19 protein-coding genes are annotated in these 18869 nt (G+C 59.2%); 9 read left to right on the top strand and 10 right to left on the bottom strand.

All coding sequences use genetic code 11. The features are described 5' to 3' along the window. Positions 1-84: 84 nt before the first annotated feature. Positions 85-1134, bottom strand: a complete 1050-nt coding sequence (locus B2Y33_RS02135; RefSeq protein WP_011154388.1) for a DNA-binding protein — start codon at positions 1132-1134, stop codon at positions 85-87. Between the two features lie 186 nt (positions 1135-1320). Here B2Y33_RS02135 and B2Y33_RS02140 point away from each other — a divergent pair, with 186 nt between their 5' ends. The 8 genes from B2Y33_RS02140 to B2Y33_RS02175 all read left to right on the top strand — a co-directional run bounded on the left by B2Y33_RS02140 (position 1321) and on the right by B2Y33_RS02175 (position 7633). Then, positions 1321-2331, top strand: a complete 1011-nt coding sequence (locus B2Y33_RS02140; protein ID WP_077747747.1) for a tyrosine-type recombinase/integrase — start codon at positions 1321-1323, stop codon at positions 2329-2331. A gap of 259 nt (positions 2332-2590) precedes the next feature. Next, on the top strand, positions 2591-2947 hold the full coding sequence (locus B2Y33_RS02145; protein ID WP_049695271.1) for a metalloregulator ArsR/SmtB family transcription factor: 357 nt from the start codon (positions 2591-2593) through the stop codon (positions 2945-2947). A 29-nt stretch (positions 2948-2976) separates the two neighbouring features. After that, positions 2977-4260, top strand: coding sequence for an arsenic transporter (locus B2Y33_RS02150; protein ID WP_049695270.1), 1284 nt, complete (start codon positions 2977-2979; stop codon positions 4258-4260). A 14-nt stretch (positions 4261-4274) separates the two neighbouring features. After that, positions 4275-4745 (top strand): arsenate reductase ArsC, encoded by a 471-nt coding sequence (locus B2Y33_RS02155; protein WP_023048558.1) that lies wholly within the window; start codon positions 4275-4277, stop codon positions 4743-4745. Positions 4746-4768: 23 nt separating this feature from the next. Beyond that, complete coding sequence (gene arsH, locus B2Y33_RS02160; protein ID WP_023048559.1) at positions 4769-5482, top strand: arsenical resistance protein ArsH; 714 nt, start codon at positions 4769-4771, stop codon at positions 5480-5482. 4 nt (positions 5483-5486) lie between these two features. Then, positions 5487-5990 carry a cyclin-dependent kinase inhibitor 3 family protein gene (locus B2Y33_RS02165; protein ID WP_080992800.1) on the top strand — a complete coding sequence of 168 codons (504 nt, stop codon included), beginning with the start codon at positions 5487-5489 and terminating at the stop codon, positions 5988-5990. Between the two features lie 25 nt (positions 5991-6015). Continuing rightward, positions 6016-7098: an ArsO family NAD(P)H-dependent flavin-containing monooxygenase gene (locus B2Y33_RS02170; protein WP_023048561.1), complete on the top strand. Its 1083-nt coding sequence runs from the start codon at positions 6016-6018 to the stop codon at positions 7096-7098. After that, complete coding sequence (locus B2Y33_RS02175) at positions 7091-7633, top strand: arsinothricin resistance N-acetyltransferase ArsN1 family B (protein ID WP_023048562.1); 543 nt, start codon at positions 7091-7093, stop codon at positions 7631-7633. The genes B2Y33_RS02170 and B2Y33_RS02175 overlap by 8 nt, the downstream gene beginning before the upstream one ends. Positions 7634-7799: 166 nt before the next feature. On the opposite strand, the gene B2Y33_RS02180 is transcribed toward B2Y33_RS02175, so the two are convergent. The 9 genes from B2Y33_RS02180 to B2Y33_RS02220 form a co-directional block, all read right to left on the bottom strand. Then, entirely contained in the window at positions 7800-8483 is a 684-nt protein-coding gene (locus tag B2Y33_RS02180; protein ID WP_172439589.1) for a hypothetical protein, read from the bottom strand. A gap of 657 nt (positions 8484-9140) precedes the next feature. Continuing rightward, positions 9141-9467, bottom strand: a complete 327-nt coding sequence (locus B2Y33_RS02185; RefSeq protein ID WP_371263243.1) for a four-helix bundle copper-binding protein — start codon at positions 9465-9467, stop codon at positions 9141-9143. A gap of 160 nt (positions 9468-9627) precedes the next feature. Then, entirely contained in the window at positions 9628-9981 is a 354-nt protein-coding gene (locus B2Y33_RS02190; RefSeq protein WP_206405077.1) for a copper-binding protein, read from the bottom strand. Then, positions 9978-13136 carry an efflux RND transporter permease subunit gene (locus B2Y33_RS02195; RefSeq protein ID WP_023048566.1) on the bottom strand — a complete coding sequence of 1053 codons (3159 nt, stop codon included), beginning with the start codon at positions 13134-13136 and terminating at the stop codon, positions 9978-9980. The genes B2Y33_RS02190 and B2Y33_RS02195 overlap by 4 nt, the downstream gene beginning before the upstream one ends. Next, complete coding sequence (locus B2Y33_RS02200) at positions 13133-14593, bottom strand: efflux RND transporter periplasmic adaptor subunit (protein WP_206405076.1); 1461 nt, start codon at positions 14591-14593, stop codon at positions 13133-13135. Before B2Y33_RS02200 ends, B2Y33_RS02195 begins: the two co-directional genes overlap by 4 nt. Next, a complete protein-coding gene (locus B2Y33_RS02205) occupies positions 14590-15840 on the bottom strand; it encodes a TolC family protein (RefSeq protein WP_206405166.1) in 1251 nt (416 codons plus the stop codon). The genes B2Y33_RS02200 and B2Y33_RS02205 overlap by 4 nt, the downstream gene beginning before the upstream one ends. 86 nt (positions 15841-15926) lie before the next feature. Further along, positions 15927-16274, bottom strand: a complete 348-nt coding sequence (locus tag B2Y33_RS02210) for a hypothetical protein (protein ID WP_206405075.1) — start codon at positions 16272-16274, stop codon at positions 15927-15929. Positions 16275-16310: 36 nt separating this feature from the next. Then, on the bottom strand, positions 16311-17711 hold the full coding sequence (locus tag B2Y33_RS02215; protein ID WP_125924308.1) for a heavy metal sensor histidine kinase: 1401 nt from the start codon (positions 17709-17711) through the stop codon (positions 16311-16313). Continuing rightward, positions 17711-18388 (bottom strand): heavy metal response regulator transcription factor, encoded by a 678-nt coding sequence (locus B2Y33_RS02220; protein WP_012316925.1) that lies wholly within the window; start codon positions 18386-18388, stop codon positions 17711-17713. Before B2Y33_RS02220 ends, B2Y33_RS02215 begins: the two co-directional genes overlap by 1 nt. Positions 18389-18553: 165 nt before the next feature. Here B2Y33_RS02220 and B2Y33_RS02225 point away from each other — a divergent pair, with 165 nt between their 5' ends. Then, positions 18554-18760 (top strand): co-regulatory protein PtrA N-terminal domain-containing protein, encoded by a 207-nt coding sequence (locus B2Y33_RS02225; protein WP_053868003.1) that lies wholly within the window; start codon positions 18554-18556, stop codon positions 18758-18760. The last annotated feature ends 109 nt before the right edge of the window (positions 18761-18869 follow it).

The raw sequence follows: 18869 nt of genomic DNA on the forward strand, positions 1-18869 counted from the left end.
GAGTTGATTGCTCCACTGTCCTCCTGTTTGGCTCCTTTGGTTTGGAGGATGGTTTCAGGCGCCTGAGGTAGGCGCCTTTTTCGGTCAACAAGTCTTCGGCTTCATCGCTCTGGACTCTGCGAGCTGGCTTGACAGCACCGCGTTGTCTTGCACGAGAAGCTGCTTTTCTGTGGCCAACTGGCTCAATTGGCTTTCAGTTTGGCTTAAGCGTTCCGCCAGCAGGCTTCGCTCCCGTTCATTGACGGCCAGGTAAGTCCGCGTCTCAGCCAAACGCTGCTCACCTTGGCCATGGCGCTGCTCCAGTGCCTGATGCGACTGTTGCAAGTCGGTGAATTGAAGTAAGACGTGTTCATGCGCAATCTGACTCTGCGCGAGCGTCGCTTGCGTCGTGAGCAGGGTGCTTTCTAGACGATCATGGTCCTGCACCAGGCGTTGTTCCTGCGCCTGCAGTTCGCCCAGGCGGGTTTGCTGCGCGAGCAGACGCTGCCGGAGCGCTGCCAATTCGTGTTCCAGGCGCTGCTGGCGTTGCTCAGTGGCCTGGCGCTCGTCGCTGCGTTGTTGCGCGACCGATGCCTGGTAGTGCTCAAACTGCTCCCGCGCTTGTTGCAGTTGCCGGGTCAGTGCGGCCGCCTCGGCGGCGCGGTCAGCCAGACGTTGTTCGAGCCCGGTCTTTTCACTGCCCAGGCTGGCCAGGGCGATCTCCTGACGCTGCAGGGTGTCAGCCAGCCCCTGGCTGCGCGTAGTGGCTACGGCAAGTGCCTGGGCCTGCTGCTCCTGAACGCTGAGTTGCGCGTCGCGCTCGACGAATGCCTGCTGCAACTGTTCCTGCAACGCGTCGGCCTCTGCCTGGTGAGCCGCTACGGCCTGCTGGAGTTGGACGGCCGCCTCCGCCTGAACTTTTTCGTACAGTCCTTTCAGCGCCAGGACCAGCTCCGCGGGCAATCCCAGTTCGGCCTGGGCCAGCGTGCCGGGATGCGCGGCTTTCCAACGCTTTAACAACGGAGCAATCGTGCTTTTGCTGCCCGTCCCACCCAGGGCGACGCGGATGCTGTCAATGGTGGGGTTGTGGCCCGCAGCCACCAGTTGGGTGGCCGCCTGGGCAACATGCAGGTAGAGGACGCCGGAACGGGCCATGAACACCTCGGATTTTTTCGTACCGTATTATGGAAAACGTAATACCTCGATTTAAGTACAGAATAGTTCAGCCGACTGAGACCGTCAGTTGACCCACGATAAGCGCGGTTATCGTGAGTTAAGTCATCGCGATCGAGGGTTGTGTCTATAATCTGCGGTACACATGGCCTAAACAGGCGCTTCGTGATGACAGCCGGCAATAATGACGAAAACCTCCCCACCAGGCGGCACGAAGAGCCGACAGTACTTGCGCGTACCCCCGGTACGCTCACCACCCCCGAACAATTGGCTGAGCAACATCAGCGTTTTCTCGCCGCCGCGACAACCGACAACACCCGGCGCACCTACCGCTCGGCCATTCGCCACTTTCTCGCCTGGGGCGGCGTGCTGCCGTGCGATGAAGCCGCGCTGATTCGTTATCTATTGTCTTTTGCGGAAGTATTGAACCCGCGCACCCTGGCCCTGCGCCTCACGGCGCTGTCGCAATGGCACCGTTATCAGGGTTTTCCTGACCCTACCGCCAGCGCCACCGTGGGCAAAACCTTGCGCGGTATTGAGCGGGTGAACGGGCGGCCTCGACAAAAAGCCAAGGCCCTGGTCCTAGAGGATCTCGAACGCATCGTGGTGCACCTGAACACGCTCGACGGACTGGCGACACTGCGGGACAGTGCACTGCTCCAGGTCGGGTATTTTGGTGCGTTCCGGCGCAGCGAATTGGTCACGCTGGAGATGCAATACCTCGAGTGGGAGCAGGAAGGTCTACGGATCACGCTGCCCCGTTCCAAGACCGATCAGGAGGGCGAGGGACTCGACAAGGCGATCCCATACGGCGACAGCATCTGCTGCCCCGCGACAGCGCTACGCCGGTGGTTGGACGCGGCTCAGATCGTTCAGGGGCCACTGTTCCGGCGCATCAGCCGCTGGGGCGTACTCGGCGAGGTGGCACTGCACGAGGGCAGCGTGAATACCATCCTGACGGCACGTGCCGAAGCCGCAGGGCTGTTGTATGTGCCCGAACTGAGCAGCCACAGTCTGCGTCGGGGACTGGCTACCAGTGCGCATCGGGCTGGGGCGGATTTCCTTGAGATCAAACGACAGGGTGGCTGGCGGCACGATGGCACCGTACACGGCTATATCGAGGAAGCTGGAGCTTTCGAGGAGAATGCGGCTGGCTCGTTATTACGACGCAAACCGTAGCCAAGGTTTGTAAGCAGGGCTGGTTAGAATCCCAAGTGGCCACCCTCTATTCTCGACCGTCCTTCCGCAGCACATGAGCAGTTCCCTTAAAAACAGTTACTTACAGAACGAATGTCCTAATTTTTGGCTTATCTCGGCACGCCCACTATGACGTCCCGTAAGGCGAGGCGAGTGTAAATATCTGCTTTACCGTATATTCGAATTGGCATATATTCGGATTTCCAGATATTGGCCGTACACGCATTCCCCAGGAGGTCACATGCGGGAAACACTGACTCCCCCCATCGTTTTCAAATGCCTGGCTGATGACACCCGGGCCCGGATGACCCTGCTGATCGCCCGTGAAGGCGAACTCTGTGTCTGCGAACTTACCCACGCGCTGGAGCTGAGCCAGCCGAAGATCTCCCGGCATCTTGCCCAGTTGCGCGAGGCTGGAATCCTGATGGATCGCCGCAAGGGTCAATGGGTGTACTACCGACTGCACCCCGAACTGCCGCAGTGGGTGGACGCGATGCTGAAGGGAGTGGTCGATGCCAACCAGGAATGGTTGAGCCCCGATGCATTGCGCCTTGCCGAAATGGGCGAGCGGCCGCAGAGCCCTGTTGCTTGTGCTTGAGAATTCCCTTCGCTGATTGAGTTGTAGTCATGCTGATCGCATTTTTGATTTTCCTGGTGACGATCGTTCTCGTCATCTGGCAGCCCAAAGGCCTGGGCGTGGGCTGGAGCGCCGCACTGGGGGCCGTCGTGGCGCTGCTGGCGGGCGTCGTGAGCCTGTCCGATATTCCCGTGGTCTGGCAGATCGTCTGGAACGCTACCGCCACTTTCATCGCCGTCATCATCATCAGCCTGCTGCTGGATGAGGCGGGGTTCTTCGAGTGGGCGGCATTGCACGTGGCCCGCTGGGGCAATGGCAGCAGCCGCAAGCTGTTCGCCTTCATCATCCTGCTGGGCGCCGCCGTCTCGGCGCTGTTCGCTAACGACGGTGCGGCACTGATCCTGACCCCGATCGTCATCGCCATGCTGCTGGCCCTGCGCTTCTCCCCGGCGGCGACGCTGGCATTCGTCATGGCGGCGGGCTTCATCGCCGATACCGCGAGCTTGCCGCTGGTGGTGTCCAACCTGGTGAACATCGTTTCCGCCGACTACTTTGGCATTGGCTTCAGCGAATACGCCTCGGTCATGGTGCCGGTGAACCTGGTCAGCATCGCCGCCACCCTGGGAATGCTGCTGTGGTTCTTCCGCAAGGACCTGCCGCGTACCTATGAACTCGACCAACTGAAGGCTCCCGAAGCCGCTATCCGCGACAAGGCGACGTTCGTTGCCGGCTGGTGGGTGCTTGCGCTGTTGCTGGTCGGCTTCTTCGCCATCGAGCCGCTGGGCGTTCCGATCAGCGCCATCGCTGCTGCCTGTGCGCTGATCCTCTACCTGATCGCCGCGCGTGGGCACGTGATTTCAACCCGCAAGGTGCTCAAGGACGCGCCTTGGCAGGTCGTGGTGTTCTCGCTTGGCATGTACCTTGTGGTGTATGGCCTGCGTAACGCCGGCCTCACCGACTACCTGACGCAGATCCTCAATGTCTTCGCTGGCTACGGAATCTGGGGCGCATCCCTCGGGACGGGGCTGCTCGCCGCTGGCCTGTCGTCGGTCATGAACAACATGCCCACTGTGTTGGTAGGGGCCTTGTCGATCCATTCCGCCGAGGCCACCGGCATCGTGCGCGAGGCCATGATCTACGCCAACGTCATCGGCTGTGACCTCGGTCCGAAAATCACCCCCATCGGCAGCCTGGCCACCTTGCTGTGGCTACACGTGCTGGCCCGCAAGAACATCGTCATCACCTGGGGTTACTACTTCCGCACCGGCATCGTCCTGACGCTGCCGATCCTGCTTGCCACCTTGGCCGCATTGGCCATCCGCCTGAGCTTTTGAACCGGAGATACCTGATGAAAGTCTTGTTCATGTGCACCCACAACAGCTGCCGCAGCATCCTGTCCGAGGCGCTGTTCAATCACCTGGCCCCAGAGGGTATGGAAGCTGTGAGCTCGGGCAGCTTCCCAAGCGGCAAGGTCAATGAGCGGGCACTGAATACCCTGGAAGCCGCCGGTATCCCCACCGCAGGTCTTTCAAGCAAGGCCTCGGATGCCTTCGAGAGCTCTCCTCCCGACATCGTTGTCACCGTGTGCGACCGCGCTGCCGGCGAAGCCTGCCCGATCTTCTTCGGTCCATCGCTCAAAGCCCACTGGGGCCTGGCCGACCCTTCGGCGGTCACCGGGAGTGAGGCAGAAATCGAAGAAGCCTTCCAGACAACACTTGCGAAGATTGATGAGCGCGTGCGCGCCTTCATTGCGCTGCCTTTCTCGCAACTGAGCCAGGACGAACTGAAAGCCGAACTTGCCCGCATCGGCGCGCTGTAGGCCCTGGATCAATGGAGACCGAAATGAACGACCACCTGCCCAATGTCCAACCAGAACTTATTGATCTGCCGTCGCTGGAGCGGCTGGCGCCGAAGGATCCTTCCACACACAAACCGCGCATCCTGCTGCTGTACGGATCGACCCGCGAACGCTCATTCAGCCGCTTGATGGTCCAGGAGGCTGCGCGCCTGCTGGAAGAGTTCGGCGCCGAAACCCGAATCTTTGATCCTTCCGGCCTACCGCTGCCGGATGACGCTCCGGACTCTCACGAGAAGGTGCTGGAACTCCGCGAGCTGATGCAATGGTCCGAGGGCCAGGTGTGGTGCTCGCCCGAGCGTCACGGCTCAATGAGTGCTGTCTTCAAGGCGCAGATCGATTGGGTACCGCTGGCCATGGGCGCGGTTCGCCCAACCCAGGGCAAGACCCTCGCGGTGATGCAGGTATGTGGAGGCTCGCAGTCCTTTAACGTGGTGAACCAACTGCGCGTGCTTGGCCGCTGGATGCGTATGTTTACCATCCCGAACCAGTCGTCGGTGCCGAAAGCCTTCCTGGAGTTCGATGAAGCCGGGCGCATGAAGCCGTCTTCTTTCTACGATCGACTGGTCGACGTGATGGAGGAACTGACCAAGTTCACGCTCCTGCTGCGTGATCGCCAGGATTATTTGGTAGACCGCTACTCCGAGCGCAAAGAGTCGGCGGAAGAACTATCCAAGCGAGTCAATATTCGGTCTATCTGAGGTCATGAGCATGTCGCATCCTTACTCATTGAAATCGTTGCCCCATGCTCCGGGTGTGCTGATTTTTACGCCTTGTCCGGGCACCCAGACCAGCGGTCTCGCTGAAAGCCTGGATACGCTCAAGAAGGCCGGTGCCGTGGCGCTGGTTACGCTGATGTCGGACGCAGAGCTTCAGGAAAACGGAGTTGCCCAGCTTGGCGTCGCGGCCAAGCAGCATGGGTTGGAGTGGTACCAACTGCCGATCAAGGATGATCATGCTCCGGATAAAAACTTCGAGGTCGGGCTGGGAGAGATCCGCCACCAGTTGAACGCTTTGCTCGCATCCAACAAGGCCCTGGCCATCCACTGCAAGGGCGGCTCCGGCCGCACCGGGCTGTTCGCTGCCCGTCTGCTGATCGAGTCCGGAATGCCGCGCCGCGAGGCGATTGCATGGGTGCAGGATCTTCGCCCACGGGCGATTCAGAAGCCTGCGCACATCAACTACATCAACCAGTTCGGCGAAGGCTGAGCGCTCCAGCCAGACAGGAGAAACCATGGCCACCGAAGGCGAGCTACTCGATGTCATCGTGATTGGCGGCGGGCAGTCCGCGCTGACGGTGGCCTATTTTCTCAAGCGGGCCAAGCTCTCGTTCCTGCTGCTTGACGCTGAAGAGGCTGCGGGCGGGGCGTGGCGCCATGGCTGGCACTCGCTGACGCTGTTCTCGCCCTCCGCTTGGAGCTCCATCGCGGGCTGGCCGATGCCGCCAGTCACCGAAGGTAATCCTGATAGGGATCACGTGGTCAGCTACCTGGAGCAGTACGAGGCGCGCTACGGGTTTCCTATCGTTCGCCCCGTCAGCATCACGGCGGTGGAGCGGACCGCACGTGGTCTTCGTGTGCGCTCGAAGGACCGCAACTGGGAAGCCCGTGCCGTCATCAGCGCAACGGGGACCTGGAGCAAGCCCAATGTTCCGGCCTATCCGGGGATAGAGCTGTTCCAGGGGCAGCAGATTCACTCCGCCCAGTACCAGTTACCAGAGGCTTTCCAAGGAAAACGCGTGCTGGTCGTTGGTGGTGGCAACTCGGGGGCGCAAATCTACGCGGAGCTGTCCGAGATCGCCGACGCAACGTGGGTAACCACGAAGGAACCGGCGTTTCTGCCTGATGACGTGGATGGCCGGGTGCTGTTCGAACGGGCTACCGAGCGCCTCAAGGCTCAACAGGAGGGCCGTGTTATCGACGCACAGGTCGGTGGGCTTGGTGATATCGTCATGGTGCCCTCAGTAGTCCGGGCTCGCGAGCGCGGGGCCCTTCGTGCTGTAAGGCCTTTCACCTCATTTACGTCGGATGGGGTCGTCTGGCCCAACGGTGAGAAAACCCAGGTCGATGTGGTGGTCTGGTGTACTGGATTCCGGCCGGCACTGGATCACCTTAAGGCACTGGACGTGCTGGATGACTACGGAAGGGTCGAGGTTGATGGGGGGCGTTCTATTCGCGAGCCGCGCCTCTGGCTGGTCGGATATGGCGACTGGACCGGCTTGGCCTCGGCGACGTTGATTGGCGTCACCCGTACCGCGCGCAGCACAGTTAACGAAGTAGTCGAACACCTGAACAGCTTGGAGCAGTCGGATGCATAGCGGAATCGAAATTCGTGTCGCCAGACCAGAGGATGCAGAAGAGATCCAGATCATCTACGCGCCCATCGTACTCAACACGGCCATCTCATTCGAAGAGGCAGTGCCGAGCGTGGAGCAAATGTGTGAGCGTATCTCCACGACGCTGCAAACCTATCCGTATCTGGTGGCTGTGCGAGAAGGACGGGTAGTCGGCTATGCCTACGCCAGTCAGCACCGGGCGCGTGCGGCGTACCGGTGGGCGGTGGATGTGACGGTGTATGTCGCCGAGGGGCAGCGCCGCAGCGGAATTGCTCGGCAGCTCTATGACGTGCTGCTGCCGGTTCTGAAGCGTCTGGGATATCGCTCGGCGTATGCCGGTATCGCCTTGCCGAATGAAGGCAGTGTCGGGCTGCACGAACGACTCGGTTTTCAGCACATCGGTACGTTTCCGCAGGTCGGATTCAAGCTCGATGCTTGGCATGATGTGGGGTATTGGCGGTTTGAGTTCGGTGACGACGGCCTTCGACCCGAGGCTCCAATGAGCTTCGTATCCTAAACCCGAATGCCACGCTAGAGCGTCCCAGCCCGCGCCGTTGCTGGCTGCGACAGCACTAATCCTCCAACACATGTGAGTAAACCTGAATCGTCCCAGTTTTGTAGACACCTCCAAACCTAATAATGATGCCCAAAGATTGGTGAAATGGTGCTTGCACTACAGGGGGCTAGTTGAAAAGGGCCAAGAAACGGCTGAAATTGACAGCGGCAATGGCAAGGCCGCTCAGTACGATAACTGTCGTGTAGATCGGGTGGTCTTTGACGATTTCAATTAACACAACAGGATGCACCCCGTTCCGCTCGTACCATTTGGATTTTGTCTTCAAGGACTTTTCATGTGTACGCTCGAAGAAGTTCGCAAACATATCGAGCTTCCTTAGGGTCGATTGATGCATTTTTATGTACTCAGCGTTCACAAAGGCGGCAGCCTCATCAGCGCCGGGCAGTGCGTCTTGGTCGCTGGCATTATTGAGTTCAGCCAATGCCATGATCCTGCCTTTCCTTCCCCTACTATCGGCATGCGGGGCATAGTTTCTTCCATATAACGCAACCAGCTCACGCGCAAGGTCAACCTTCTTGTCATCCGGCAGCTCTACGGGTTTGCCCCCGAGCACCCGAAAGCGATGCTCAAGCGCAAAGAACCCGAAATTTTCGTCTCGCATGTTCCAATGCAGGAACCGACAATCCTTGTGCTTATCAAGCCATTGGAAAAAACCTTTCAGCATCGACTTTTCGAATTTATTGAGCTCTGCTTGCATGCTGGAGAGCTGTTTGCTGAGCTCTGCTTCTTTATGGATGGACCACGATTTGGTTTGGCCGGTTTTTAGGTTCCGTGTGGCGATGGATGTCACACGTTTCGACTCCCCCGTATCATTTTCATAAAACGATTCGCAGGAGTAGTGAATTACGTAAACTCGGTTCGCGTCCAGGTAGAGGTCTTCGATTAACGCTCTGCTCCTTTTGCGATCCTTTACCCGATCTAGCTCTGCTCCCACACCTTTCCCCTCAACCCAATGCACTGTAGGCGAAGCTGGTGATTTTGCCCTCAAATGTGGGTACCCGCTAGATTCACCCCTAGCTTTGCCTTTGACTCTTCCTGAGGGTATACCGCTTGGGGATAATCAGCCGGCTTTGTCTTGGTGGATTGCCCTACAAATCGACGTGGCCTTCACCAAGCCGCTCCCAATGCCGGCCGTCAGAACGTAGGACCATTCGCTTCCGCCGAAACGGGCTGGTGGGCGTGAGCCAACAGGCGTATCCTACAAGTGCTTGCTCCGAGACTTGTTGGCCTACAGCCTCCCCTTGGAGACATCTGATAGCCCGCCGCTGAGGCGGGCTTCTTTGCTATCGGGTCGCAGCGCCTTTGGTTTGCTAGCTTCCCAAGCTAGGCTCTGCCAGGGCGCATGCCCATCAGCGGTCTACCCGCCTCCCTAAGCACGACGATTATCGACGTACCCAAATCCTTAATCAGGCGCATGGAAAGCAGGCGGAGGTTTGGCGAAATTCGCTTACGCAGCCATTGCTTCGCAGGATTCTGCGCAGGTCATGCAGGCCTGGGCGCATTGCTGACAGTGGTCTGCCTTATGCTTACCGCACTCCTCCCCGCAGGCCCGGCAAATTTTGGCGCATAGGGCACAAAGCTCTTTGGCCAGCATGCTTTCTCGTGCCATCAAGGTAGCCGCAAGGTTGCACATATCTGCGCAATCTCTGTCCAGCTTGATGCAGTCAGCCATCATTTTTACATCTTGTTCTTGTAGGCAGGCTGACGCACAGCCTTCACAGGCCAGCGCACAGCGCAGGCATTCCGAGATGCATTCTTCAAAGCGACTGTTCATGGTCATATCTCCGGTATCGGGTCGATTTGATGCCAGTGCACCGTCTCATGACGGTATGTAGCGTTCGACCTGACGGGGTCCTGAAGATTGATTACATTTCTGTAAGCTTGTCCGAATCCTCTCGGTGTGAAGGCGTGCCCGATCATTTAAGGCTGGAACATCACTGCTTATGAATGCTCACGATCTTCGCGACGCTTCCTTCCATACGGAACCCAAATTTCACCTTGTCTCCTACGTTCAAGCCCTTCAGCTGTGCAGGCTCAGCATGGAAACCCATGGTCATCGCCGGCCATTTGAGCTCTGCTACCGGGCCGTGGGCCAATGTGATTTTTCCGCTTTGAGGATCCAGCGCCTTTATTGCCCCTTCAGCATGCGCGGTGGGTGCCGCCTGGGTGCCTTGGCCTCCTTCGTCGGAAGCTGGCATGTTCTTCATGTCCATACCATCCATGTCCTGGGCATGCACACTGGCGGCGAAAGCTGTGACCAGGGCTGCGATGACGATTAGCTTTTTCATTGGTTTTCTCCTGAGGGGTTGGGGGTAGTGACAGTAAGTTCGCGGCGACGGATCAGCCAGTACGCCGCAGGTATTACAAACAGGGAGAGCAACGGAGCGGTTAGCATGCCGCCGACCATGGGCACCGCGATGCGACTCATGACCTCGCTGCCGGTACCGCTGCTCCAGAGGATGGGCAGCAGGCCTGCAACGATGACCGCCACGGTCATTGCCTTGGGTCTGATGCGCTGCACCGCACCCTCACGGATTGCGCCGAGCAGCGCTGCTCGTGTGGTTTCGCCACTGGCCTGACGCTCAGCCCAAGCGTTATTCAGGTAAATGAGCATAATCACGCCAAACTCCGCCGCTACGCCGGCCAAGGCAATGAAACCAACGCCTGTGGCCACCGACAGGTTGTAGCCCAGCAAGTACAGCAGCCAAACGCCTCCGGTTAGCGCGAACGGTAGCGTGCCCATGATGAGTAGCGCCTCACCGAGGCGCCCAAAAGTCAGGTAGAGCAGCACGAAGATGATGGCCAGCGTCGCTGGCACCACCCAGGCCAGGCGTGCGTTAGCGCGCTCCAAGTATTCGAACTGCCCGGAGTAACTCAAGCTCATGCCCGGATCTAGCTTTACCTCGGTGTCGATCACCTGCCGCAGGTCTGCCACAACAGACGATAGGTCTCTGCCGCGCACATCGACGTACACCCAGCCCGAGGGGCGAGCATTTTCGCTCTTGAGCATGGGCGGGCCATCGGCAATACGTATGCGGGCCACGGTGCCAAGCGTCAGCTGGCCCCCCTGCGACGTGTAGATCGGCAGCTGACGCAACGCCTCCACGGAATCACGCCATTCACGTGGATAGCGCACGCTAATGGGAAAGCGAGCTAACCCTTCAACCGTTTCCCCAATGGTTTCGCCACCTATGGCACCGGCTACAATAGCCTGTACGTCGGTAATGTTCAGGCCATAACGCGCAGCGGCATGGCGGTCGATGTCCAAATCAATGTAGCGACCGCCAGTCAAACGCTCTGCCAGGGCCGAAGTCACTCCAGGCACCTTTATCGCTGCCCGCTCTACAGCAAGGGTAGCCCGGTCTATCTGGTTCAGATCGCTGCCGGCAACCTTGACGCCGATCGGACTCTTGATGCCGGTGGCCAGCATGTCAATCCGATTGCGGATAGGCGGAATCCAGATATTGGTGAGCCCAGGCACACGCACGATACGGTCAAGCTCTTCGATTAGCTTCTCAGTGGTCATACCTGGACGCCATTCACTCTTGGGCTTGAGCCGCACGGTGGTCTCGAACATCTCCAGCGGTGCAGGGTCAGTGGCCGATTCGGCGCGGCCGGCCTTACCAAAGACGCTGGCTACCTCGGGGACTGTACGAATCAAGCGATCCGTTCGCTGCAACAGCTCTGAAGCTTTCTGCGCGGAGAGTCCAGGCAAGGCTGAAGGCATGTAGAGCAGATCACCTTCATCAAGTGGGGGAAGAAACTCGCCACCCAGATGGTTCAAGGGCCACAGACTGCTGAGCAGGATGAGCAATGCTCCAGCGAGGGTAAGCAAGGGCCGGCGCAGGACGACCTCCAATGCCGGACGGTACAGCCGGATGAGGCCCCGGTTGAGCGGGTTGCGCTGTTCCGCAGGCAGTGGCCCTCTGATCCAGTACCCCATCAGCACCGGTATCAGGGTCACCGATAGCGCAGCCGCCGCTGCCATCGCGTAGGTCTTGGTAAAGGCCAGGGGGGCAAAGAGGCGGCCCTCCTGGGCTTGCAGCGTGAACACCGGGATGAACGAGAGCGTGATGATCATGAGGCTGAAGAACAGCGCTGGTCCAACCTCGACGGCCGCCTCCGTCATTACGTTCCAATGCGCTTCGCCCCGCAAAGGTTGACCAGGATGCTGGGCATGCCAGGCCTCTACACGTTTGTGGGCGTTCTCGATCATGACCACGGCAGCGTCCACCATTGCACCGATGGCAATAGCGATTCCGCCAAGGGACATGATGTTGGCGTTGATGCCCTGATGACGCATGACGATCAGCGCAATCAGGATTCCCACGGGCAGCGACACGATGGCCACCAGCGACGAGCGCAGGTGCCAGAGAAACGCTGCGCATACCAACGCCACTACCACAAACTCCTCGACCAGTTTGTGACTGAGGTTCTCCACAGCACGGTCGATCAGCTGGCTGCGGTCGTAGACGGTGACAAGCTCCACCCCGGCAGGCAGGCCTTTCTTCAGGGTTTCGAGCTTGGCCTTGACGTGCGCGATGGCCTCACGAGCATTCTTGCCGCTGCGCAGGATAACCACTCCACCTACGGCTTCACCGAGGCCGTCCAGTTCACCTATGCCTCTGCGGGCTTCCGGACCTATCTGCACCGTAGCGACATCGCCTAAGTTCACCGGCACGCCCTTGGTAGCCAGTCGCAGAGGGATCGCTCTGAAATCGTCCAGCGATCCTAGGTAGCCGGCCGCACGAACCATGAATTCTGCTTCGCCTTGCTCCAGCACACCACCGCCGGTCTCCTGGTTGGCCTTACCTATAGCCTCTATCACCTCAGCTTGGGTGATACCGAGGCTGGCCATGCGAAGCGGATCGAGGAGGACTTGGTATTGCTTGACCATACCGCCGATGGTGGCCACCTCAGCGACATCCGGCAGGGTCTTGAGCTCATAGCGCAGGAACCAGTCCTGCAGGCTGCGCAGTTGCGACAGGTCATGGCCACCGTTGCGATCGACCAGCGCATACTGAAAAATCCACCCGACTCCGGTGGCGTCCGGTCCGAGTACCGGCTTGGCTGCCGCAGGTAATCGCGATTGTGCCTGGCTCAGGTACTCAAGAACCCGAGAGCGCGCCCAATACAGATCGGTGCCGTCCTCGAACAGCACGTAGACGAAGCTGTCACCGAAGGCGGAGAAGCCGCGTACCGTTTTGGCCTCCGGAACCGAGAGCATTGTGGTGGTCAGCGGATAGGTCACCTGATTCTCAACGATCTGAGGAGCCTGACCTGGGTAGGACGTGCGGATGATCACCTGTACATCCGACAGGTCGGGCAAGGCGTCGATTGGCAGACTGCGCACCGAGACGAAGCCCCATGCCACCAGAAACAGCGTAGCGAGCAGCACCAGTACCCGGTTGCCTACCGACCAGCGGATCAGTTTGGCAATCATGGTTGGCCCTCCAACACTTTGATCTGCTCAACCACCATGCCCTCGTCGCGTTCGCGTATCCCAAAGCGAATCTGTGCACCGACCTTGAGGCCATCAAGGAGCGACTGATCAGCCACCGGGAAGGTCATGGTCATCCCAGGCATACCCAGGGTGAGGAAGGGACCATGGTCAACGGTGAGCTGGGCTCCGTCTATCTGCACGATACGGCCGTTCGCTTCATGTAAGGCGGGCCCCGCTTTTGGCTGAGCGTCTTGCGCCGTCGCCGCTTCGATGCCTTTCAAATTAGCTTCGGAGTCCAGTAGGAATTGCCCCGACGCTACGATGCGCTGACCTGCCTGAAGGCCCTGCAACACCGCAACTTGCCCCTTGCTCTCCTGACCCAACACGACTTCCACCGGTCGGAAGCGACCACCTTCTTCAGCCAGCATCACCAGATCCCGCTTGCCGGTACGTATGACCGCCTCGGCAGGCACCAAGAGGCTCTGCTCGGCAGACACGCCGGGATTGAGAGCCACTTGAGCGGTCATCCCAGGACGAAGCCGTCCATCCGGGTTGGGCAACTCGATACGCAGGCGCAACGTGCGGCTTTGCAAATCGGCATCAGCCAACAGCGCGGTCAACTTGCCCGGTACCGGATCGCCTGGGAAAGCTGGCAATTGCGCTTGCACAGGCTGGCCTTCGCGCAGGCCTTGAGCCTGGGCTTCTGGCACAGCGGCTTCCAGCCAGACGTTGGCCACTCCGTTGATCCTTGCCAAGGTAGTCCCCGGCGTCAGCGTCATGCCGGGTCGCAGATCGAGAACCTGGATGACACCGGCAGTGGGCGCGGAAAGTGTGATCGAGAGCTGTACCTTTCCAGTGCTCGCGACCCGGTTGATCAGGTAGACCGGCATGCCGGAGAGCAGGAGCCGCTGTCGTGCCGCCGCTGTCAGTTGAGCGTCGCCGGAATGCCGCAACGCCAGATATTCCTCCTGCAAACCAGCCCACTCCGGGGTCAGCACATCGGCTAGGGGAGCCCCTTTAGCAACTATATCCCCCGCCGCCCGGCCATATACGCGTTCGACGTAACCGCCAGTACGGGCCTGCAACACGCTGAAGTCGCGTTCGTCGAACGCCAGAACGCCGCTCACGCTCAGGGATCGTTCAAGCCTGCCAGCCATCACCGTTGCCAATCGCATCCCGAGATTTTGCTGGAGCCCAGCCGAGACCTGAACCGCAGGCTGCCCCTTGTCATCCGTCTCGCCTGAATACTTGGGCACGAGCGGCATGTCCATGAACGGCGACTTTCCGGGTGCCGGGAAATGCTGCTGGGGATACATCGGGTCGTACCAATACAGCGCTTTTTGCTCACCTACTGGCTGCGATGGGGTAACCGTGCCCCGTCCACCTAGCCAGAAGCCCGCGCCTGCTCCAATAGCAAGGGCAGCAGCCACAACCAACCCAATCGACCTATTCCTCATGCCCGCACCTCTCCATATACGAAATGCAGACGCGCTGCTGTTGCAGCCAACTGTCCTTGCAGATCCACATCCTGTAACAGCGCTTCCACGCGTTGCCGACGTGCCGACAGCACTTCACTCAACGGCGACTTACCGGCGCGGTAGTCCGCCAGAGCGAGGCGTACCCGGTCCTCGGCCAGAGGTAGAAGCGTCTCGCGACTGCGCCGCACCGCCCGCTGCAAACGTTGGTACTCGGCAAGGTCTGTTTCAAGCTGGGCTTGATGCTCGCGCAGGGCTGCATCCTGCTCATCCTCCAACTGACGAACTTGCGCGCGTCGTGCCGCAATCATCGGGTCTTGCCGGGAGCCGGTGAACAACGGCAGCTGGAAGCTGACTTGCAAGCTGACCATGTTGCTGAAGTCCGGGCCACGACGCTGATAATCCACCCCCCAAGACCAATCCGACTTCTTTTCTGCCTGGGCCTGGTGTACCTGGGCTTGCGCCTCGCGTGTCATGGCGTTGTAGGTATTGAGCTCCGGGTGGGCATGTACGGAGTGCAGGTATTCAGCTGCGTCTACAGGCCAGAGTGGGAACGTCGGCGCCCCTACTTCGGCGTCCTGCCCAATCCAGCGCTTCAGCGCGGATCGCGCTTGAGCTGCCTGACTCAATAAAACATCCTTCTGCTCGTCCAGCTGCGCCAATTCCTGTTTCGGAGCCAGCGTATCGGTCGTCGAGCCTGCGCCACCGGCCAGGCGCGCCCGCACCGTAGAAGCCAGCAGCTGGTTTTCTTTGTAGAAAGCGTCGAACTGTTCAAGTTTTCGCTGCACGGTGTACGCATTAACCCAAGCCTGCGCGGTTGCCGCTCGAATCTTCAGGCGCTCGAAGACCGCCTCAGCATCGGCTCGCTCGACCGTGGCCTGAGCTGTCTCTACGCGAGCTTTACGTTTGTCCCGGTTCGGTACGTCCTGAGACAGGCCAACCACCTGCATGGTCATGAAGTCTCTGTTCAAGCTCCAGCGATCAGCGCCTTCAATCGGCAGGTTTTGTACTCCAAGATTCAGGCGCGGATCGGGTAGTTCGCCCGCTGGAATGACCAAGTTGCGCGCAGCTGATGCCTGCTCTTGGCGGGCTTGTAGAGAGGGAGCGTTGCGTTCAGCCAGTTGCAGCGCTTCATCCAGCGACAGCGTTGTCGCCTGTGCTGAGACAGCCGGCAGCAGTATGAAAAGGACGGCAGTGGGAGTTCGTCCCTGAAAACGTTGGGGAGTCATGAGAATGATTCCTCGAAAGATCAGCGCCCAGGCGCGTGCCATCGGCCCGCTGCTAGGCAGAACGATGGTGTGAAATTAAGAGGGAGTCAGACGCGGGGAGGACGCCATGGATCGGGGGGAGAACCTGTTGCTATGCCTACAGCGTAGGGATCGGCAGGTCGTGGCTTGGCATAGGTCAGTCCAGGCGTCAGGAAGCTGAGCTGCACTGTGCTGGCAGTTCTGCACTCCTGGCCTACCTTGCAGGATTTGGCATGGTCACCAGTCTTGCCCGGCTCTTGGTCCTGGCAGCAGTCATGGTCCATGCCCGCCATCATTTCCATGCCCATGGTCTGCATTGGGCAAGGTTCAGTCGCCGAATCGATGCCCGCCATCCCGTTAAGCGGAAGCGCCACGATAAGCATCAGGATGGTGAGCAGTCGAATGAAGCGTTTCATGATGGGCGAATATAGGTTACCGGGATGAATTCAGCATTAAGAGGCTTCACCAAACAACCGCTTGGAGGCTGGAAGGCTGATGTAAAAGGTTGTGAATCCCTCCGCTGAAGTACACCAAATTCGTCCGCTGTGAGCCTCGATGATGGAGCGTGTTATCGACAGGCCCAGGCCTGCATTGCTTGGTCCGCCTTCGCGTCTGGCTGGATCAGCCCGATAGAACCGGTCGAAGATCTTGCCAATGTGCTGAGGATCGATGGTTACTCCGCTGTTACGTATGGACAACGTCACGTTTTCACGTGTTTGCTCGATCTGCACTGATATCTCGTTGCCTTCCGGGGTGTAGCGCAACGCGTTCGATAAAAGGTTGGAAAGCGCTCGGTCAATCATCAAGAGATCGCCACGAACCTTGCCACGACCTTGGAGGGTCAGCTGGATGCCTTGATCCTCAGCCAGAAACTGGTAGTACTCGAACAGCTTGGATACGAGTTCGGAGAGCTCCACATCAATCTGCTCAGGCACGATCAGACCGTTATCCGCCTTCGCGAGGAAAAGCATGTCGTCGATCATGCGCGACATGCGCTTGAGGTCTTCAAGGTTCGAATAGAGGTTTTCCTCATAGGCATCCAGGTCACGCTTCTTGGTGAGCACCACTTCGGTATGGGTAAGTAGGTTGCTGACCGGCGTTCTCAACTCATGAGCGATATCGGCAGAGAAGTTGGACAACCGAACGAATGCATCCTCCAACCGTCCCAGCATCCCGTTGAAAGACAGGATGAGCTCCTGAAGCTCTAGCGGTACGGGCTCCAGCGGAATGCGCTCGCGGAGCGATCTTGCCGACATCCCGGTGGCCACTTTGGTGATTTGCCCGACAGGCCGAAGCCCACTCTTGGCAACGACCCAGCCCAAGCCTGCGCTCACAATCGCGCTGATCACCAAGCCGATGCCGAACCACCATTGCAGGGTGACAAAGAAATGCGCGTGAGTGGTGACATCGAGCATCAGCACGGCCGTCACCGGTTCCGGCTCGCCCGCGATGGTCATCTGGGCGGTGATACCGCGGAAGTTCTGCGCTTCATCCTGCCATTCCCAAACTGCGCCCCGGTGCGCCTGCTCGAACTGCTTAGGAATTTGCGAAGCCTTGGGATCTGAAAAAAGGACCGTTCCGTCAGCCTTGGTGATTTTCGCCGACAGATCCTGATGTGCGCCGAGCAATGCCCGCAGCTGCTGCTTCTGATCGTCGAGCCCGCCTCGCGCTACTGAAATGGACAGAATATGACGCGTTGACTCCAGCTTTTCGGAGAGCGCCTGCTCATCCAGCATCCGGAAATGGTGCTGGCTGAGCCCGTAGAAAGCCACGCCGGCAACGACCAAGACAGCAGTCACCGCGAACATGAACATCAGGGTCAGTCGCTTGACGAGCGATGATTGCGGGCGCATCACTCGGCCACATCCATCATGTAGCCCATGCCTCGGGCGGTATGGATGAGCTTTGGCGCGAAGTCGTCATCAATCTTGGCCCGCAGTCGGCGAATCGCGACCTCGATCACGTTGGTGTCACTGTCGAAGTTCATGTCCCAGACCTGAGAAGCGATCAGCGACTTGGGGAGCACCTCCCCGCGTCGGCGCATGAGCAGCTCCAAAAGGGCAAACTCCTTGGCAGTAAGGTCGATCCGCTTGCCGTTTCGCGTAGCCCGGCGCTTGAGCAGGTCAACCTCAAGGTCCGCCATCTTCATGGTGGTTTGAGCAGAACCACCGTTGCCTCTGCGCAGCAGTGTGCGGACCCGAGCCAACAGCTCAGAGAACGCAAAGGGCTTCACAAGGTAGTCATCAGCACCCAGCTCCAAGCCTTTAACGCGATCATCTACGCCATCACGGGCCGTGAGAAAGAGGACCGGCACGTCTTTCCCCGCTGCCCGGATCTTGCGCAGGACCTCCCAGCCATCGAGCCCCGGCATCATTACGTCCAAGATCAGCAAGTCATACGCTTCGCTCTGCGCCTGTTGCAGGGCGTCAGTGCCTGTCATCACCCGGTCTACAGTGAAGCCAGCCTCTGTTAGGCCTTGCTGGAGGTAGACACCGGTTTTCGGCTCATCTTCGGCTACGAGTAATTTCATCTGCTCTCATCCACGCGGAGTGCATCTCCAGTTTGCAGGAAAAAAGACGCCCAACCAGAAGCTGACGGAAAAGTAATGTCGCGATCAGTTTTCTGACAGCACCGCGAGGCTAATTTGACCCTGTACCTGACGCCATGAGGCGCAGAACCCACTGAGGATCTCCAGATGAACATGGTCAAAGCAATTGTGATGGTCGTTACCTTCGGCATGGCAGGCATCGCCCTGGCAGAGGGCGGCGCGGACCGGACCTTTGCGCGGATGGAAGCGGCTCGCCAAAACTCCATGCAGGCCTATCAGGTTGCGCAGCAGGAGAAAGAGCAGCCGCCGGTCGCCGCACAGTCCAGCAAGCATGTCGGCCACGAGAGCTGCTGATCCGAGCTTACAGAAATGTAATCACTCCGGAATCTGAACTATGGCAGTTTCAGACTACGGCCTCTCATCAGCCTCGCGCAGTAGCGAAAGTCTACGAGACTGGTGAGAG

It is taken from the genome of Pseudomonas sp. UBA5666 (genome assembly GCF_002420785.1).
In the GTDB taxonomy this organism is placed as follows: Bacteria; Pseudomonadota; Gammaproteobacteria; order Pseudomonadales; family Pseudomonadaceae; genus Aquipseudomonas; species Aquipseudomonas fulva.